Genomic DNA, 3,849 nt, shown 5'->3' on the forward strand with positions numbered 1-3,849 from the left:
GACCCGATCTGCGCGCTGCAGGCGGCGATGGACGGCTTCCAGGTCACCACGCTGGACGAGGTCGTCGGCCAGGTCGACATCTTCGTCACCACGACGGGCAACAAGGACATCATCATGGCCGCGGACATGGCCAGGATGAAGCACCAGGCGATCATCGGGAACATCGGCCACTTCGACAACGAGATCGACATGGCCGGTCTGGCGAAGACGCCCGGCATCGTCAAGGACGAGGTCAAGCCGCAGGTGCACACCTGGACCTACCCCGACGGGAAGGTCCTGATCGTGCTGTCCGAGGGCCGCCTGTTGAACCTGGGCAACGCCACCGGGCACCCCTCGTTCGTGATGTCCAACTCCTTCGCCGACCAGACGCTGGCCCAGATCGAGCTGTTCACCAAGCAGGAGGAGTACCCCACCGACGTCTACGTGCTGCCCAAGCACCTGGACGAGAAGGTGGCCCGCCTGCACCTGGATGCCCTGGGTGTGAAGCTGACCACGCTCAGCGCCGAGCAGGCCGCCTACATCGGCGTCGATGTGAACGGCCCCTTCAAGCCCGACCACTACCGCTACTGACCCCGACGGCCAACCGGCCGCAGGTCAGCGTCACCTCAGCAGGCCCTCGCCCCCGCGGCGGGGGCCTGCCCCTTTGAGCCCACGCCCAGCGAACCCGTCACAGCTCGCGCCCCGTCACAGCTCGCGCGCCGTCACAGCTCGTGAGGCCGGACAAGCCCGGCCCACCGCGTCGGACAAGGCCGGACCCACTCAGACAGGCTGGCCCAGCGCGTCAGACAGGCCGGACTCATCGCACATACCCACCCGAGGACCAGGACCCAAGCCCATGCCCCGCGGCCGCTATTCGCTCCACGACCCGCACGACCACACCCCCCTCGGTGAAGAACACTTCCACTGCGCCCCCGGCCCCTCCGGCTGGCGCTACGTCTCCCAGCGAACCACCCCCTCGGGCACCCCCGCGGGCTCCGTCGACCTCGCGCTCGACGACCGCGGCCGCCCCATCCGCCTCGAACTCCACGCAGGCGACTGGCAGGTACGCGCCGGCGCCCTCAACGGCGTCACCTGGGTCCGCACCGACCCCACCGACCCCTCCGGCACCCACGCCACCGAAGACAACGCCCCCGCCCACGCCTTCACCGGCACATCCCCCGCCTTCCTCATCGCGACGGCCCGGCTCCTGCGCCTGACCCCCGCTTCCCCCGCGACCCGACTCCGCCTGGTCGCCTTCACGGACCCGGTCCTCGCCCCCCGCACCCTCGACCAGTCCTGGACCCTGCTGAAAAGCGAAGCACACGCCACTGACAACGGCCCCCTGACCGTGGACGAATACCAGGTCACAGCCCTGGACACCGGCGAGCAGCACGCCGTCCACCTCACCGGCGACGTAGTCCTCGCGGCCCCCGGCATCGAGCTCGAACACCTCGAAACCCCACCGTCGACCTTCACCTGACACCCGGCGCGCGCCCTCACCCGAACCGAACCGGCGACGGCACCGCTCAAGCCGGCGGCGCAAACCCCGTGGCCGGGGGATTGGGCTCAGCACTCTGTCCGGCGGCCCCGGACTCAACGGCACCGGGGTAAGCGGAACCACCTGAACCCCCCGAAGAGACGGGAGAGACGGGAGAGACGGGGGAGACGGGAGGGCCGTGAAGGATGGGTGCCCCCACCCCACCCCCGGATTCGACCGGGCCCGGGCCACCAAAGGCCCGCCGCGCGTCCCGCGCCTGCCGCTCATGCATGACAGCCGCCAAATACGCGGCCGGAGGAACCCCGTACGGCACGGGAGCCCCTGTCAGCTCCACCAGATCACCGGTGAGCCGCTCGGCCATGGCCCCGCCCACCTGCGGATCCAGCTGCCCCATCCGCGTGAGGTACTGGCGGATCGCCAGCCAGAGCCCTTCGGGCACCCCCGACAGATCCAGCTCGGAGAACTGCCCCGCGAGCCAAGGCGGAGGCGGCGGAACGAACGCCGCCCGCCCCGTGGGCACCCGCTCCCGCACGACCAGCGTCCCCGCGAACACATCCCCGAGCCGCCGCCCACGCGCCGACACCAACGACGCGATACACGCGACGACCCCGAACGTCAGCAGAATCTCGACGACCCCGACGGCACCCCGCACCAACGCGTGCCGGAACCGGATCGGCCCCCCGTCGTCCCGCACGACCCGCAACCCGCACGCCATCTTCCCGAGCGACCGCCCATGGCTGAGCGTCTCCACCGCGACGGGCCCGCCGATCAGGATCAGTACGAAGGTGGCGACCGCGAGGGCCGCCGTGGCGGCATCGTCCAACGAGGAAGTCGACGCGATGATGCCGAGGGTGACCACGAGATAGACGGTCCACGCCACAGCCATGTCGATCAGTACGGACAGTGCCCGGCTCGGCAGCTTCGCGGGACGCAACTCCAGCGCCACCGCCTCACCCGTCACAAGCTCACTCACGCCCGCCGCCCTTCCCTGCCCTGCCGTAGGACTGGCCAGTCTGCCAAGCTGAGCAGTCACGCGCCGCAGTACGAGGAGCAGTCAACCGATGGACCTCGACGTCTTCGTGTCCGCCCACCGAGCCGAGTGGGACCGACTGGACGCCCTGCTGCGCCGCCAGCGCCACCTCACCGGCGCCGAGGCCGACGAACTCGTAGCCCTTTACCAACGCACCGCCACCCACCTCTCCCTGATCCAGTCCAGCGCCCCGGACCCGCAGCTCACCGGCCGCCTCACGCACCTGGTGGCACGCGCGCGCAGCGTCGTGACCGGCACCCGCCGCGCTTCCTGGCGCGACGTGACCCGCTTCCTGACGCACGGCTTCCCCGCAGCGGTCTACCGATCCCGCCGCTGGTGGATCCCCACCGCCCTGCTCTCGACGGTCCTGGCCGCGATCATCGGCTGGTGGATCGCCACCCACCCCGAGGTCCAGTCCTCGATCGCGGCTCCGGGTGAACTCCGCGAGATGACCCGGCCGGGCGGCGAGTACGAGACGTACTACTCGAGTCATCCCGCGACCTCCTTCGCCGCCCAGGTCTGGACGAACAATGCTCAGGCAGCCGCGATGTGCCTCGTCCTCGGCGCCTTCCTCTGCTTCCCCGTCCTCTGGATCCTCTTCCAGAACATGCTCAACCTCGGCGTCGGCGCAGGTCTGATGTCCTCGGCCGGCCGCCTGGACACCTTCCTCGGCCTGGTCCTGCCGCACGGCCTCCTGGAGCTGACCGCCGTCTTCGTGGCGGCGGGCACGGGCCTGCGCCTCGGCTGGACCGTCATCGACCCGGGCCCCCGCACCCGCCGCACCGCCCTGGCAGAAGAAGGCCGCGCAGCCCTCGGCATGGCCATCGGCCTGGCCCTGGTCCTCTTCGTCTCGGGCGCCATCGAAGGCTTCGTCACCCCCTCGGGCCTCCCCACGTGGGCGCGCATCGCCATCGGTATCGGCGCCGAACTGACCTTCCTCGCGTACGTCTACGTCCTGGGCGGCAGAGCGGTCCGCGCAGGCGCCACAGGCGACGTTGACCAGCAAGAACGCAGTGCGTCGGTCCCGCTCGCAGCGTGATGTGCGTCCGACCCCGCCAACCTGCTAGTCTCCTTCTCGCCCCGGAAAAGCCGTTGACACGGAAGGACCGGGGAGGTAGATTCGAACAGTTGCCTAGAACTGGACAAGTCCGGTGGAGGCAGTTAATGTCTTCCTGCTTCTCGAATTTCATCAACGCGAGAAGCCACCCCCGATCAATCGGAATCCGAAGCCGGTAAGCCCGGCCGAAAACTTCTGATAAAGTCGGAACCGCCGGAAAGGGAAACGCGAAAGCCGAAAGGCCGGAGCGGGAACCGGAAAGGCACCGAGGAAGTCGGACACGAA

Annotated in this window: 4 protein-coding genes; 3 read left to right on the forward strand and 1 reads right to left on the reverse strand. The window is 69.5% G+C overall.

Annotation, left to right across the window (positions count from 1 at the left end; all coding sequences use genetic code 11):
* Positions 1-570: adenosylhomocysteinase (locus ABZ953_RS39130; RefSeq protein WP_361734287.1), on the forward strand; the 570-nt coding region annotated here is incomplete at its 5' end.
* A 265-nt stretch (positions 571-835) separates the two neighbouring features.
* Positions 836-1,459, forward strand: coding sequence for a hypothetical protein (locus ABZ953_RS39135; RefSeq protein WP_361734289.1), 624 nt, complete (start codon positions 836-838; stop codon positions 1,457-1,459).
* A gap of 46 nt (positions 1,460-1,505) precedes the next feature.
* On the opposite strand, the gene ABZ953_RS39140 is transcribed toward ABZ953_RS39135, so the two are convergent.
* The gene (locus ABZ953_RS39140) at positions 1,506-2,450 is read right to left on the reverse strand and encodes an RDD family protein (RefSeq protein WP_361734290.1); all 945 of its coding nucleotides are present in this window, start codon (positions 2,448-2,450) and stop codon (positions 1,506-1,508) included.
* A gap of 88 nt (positions 2,451-2,538) precedes the next feature.
* On the opposite strand from ABZ953_RS39140, the gene ABZ953_RS39145 reads away from it, so the two are divergent.
* On the forward strand, positions 2,539-3,546 hold the full coding sequence (locus ABZ953_RS39145; protein WP_361734292.1) for a stage II sporulation protein M: 1,008 nt from the start codon (positions 2,539-2,541) through the stop codon (positions 3,544-3,546).
* Positions 3,547-3,849 lie beyond the last annotated feature (303 nt).

Source organism: Streptomyces sp. NPDC046465, assembly GCF_040646035.1.
Taxonomy (GTDB): Bacteria; Actinomycetota; Actinomycetes; order Streptomycetales; family Streptomycetaceae; genus Streptomyces.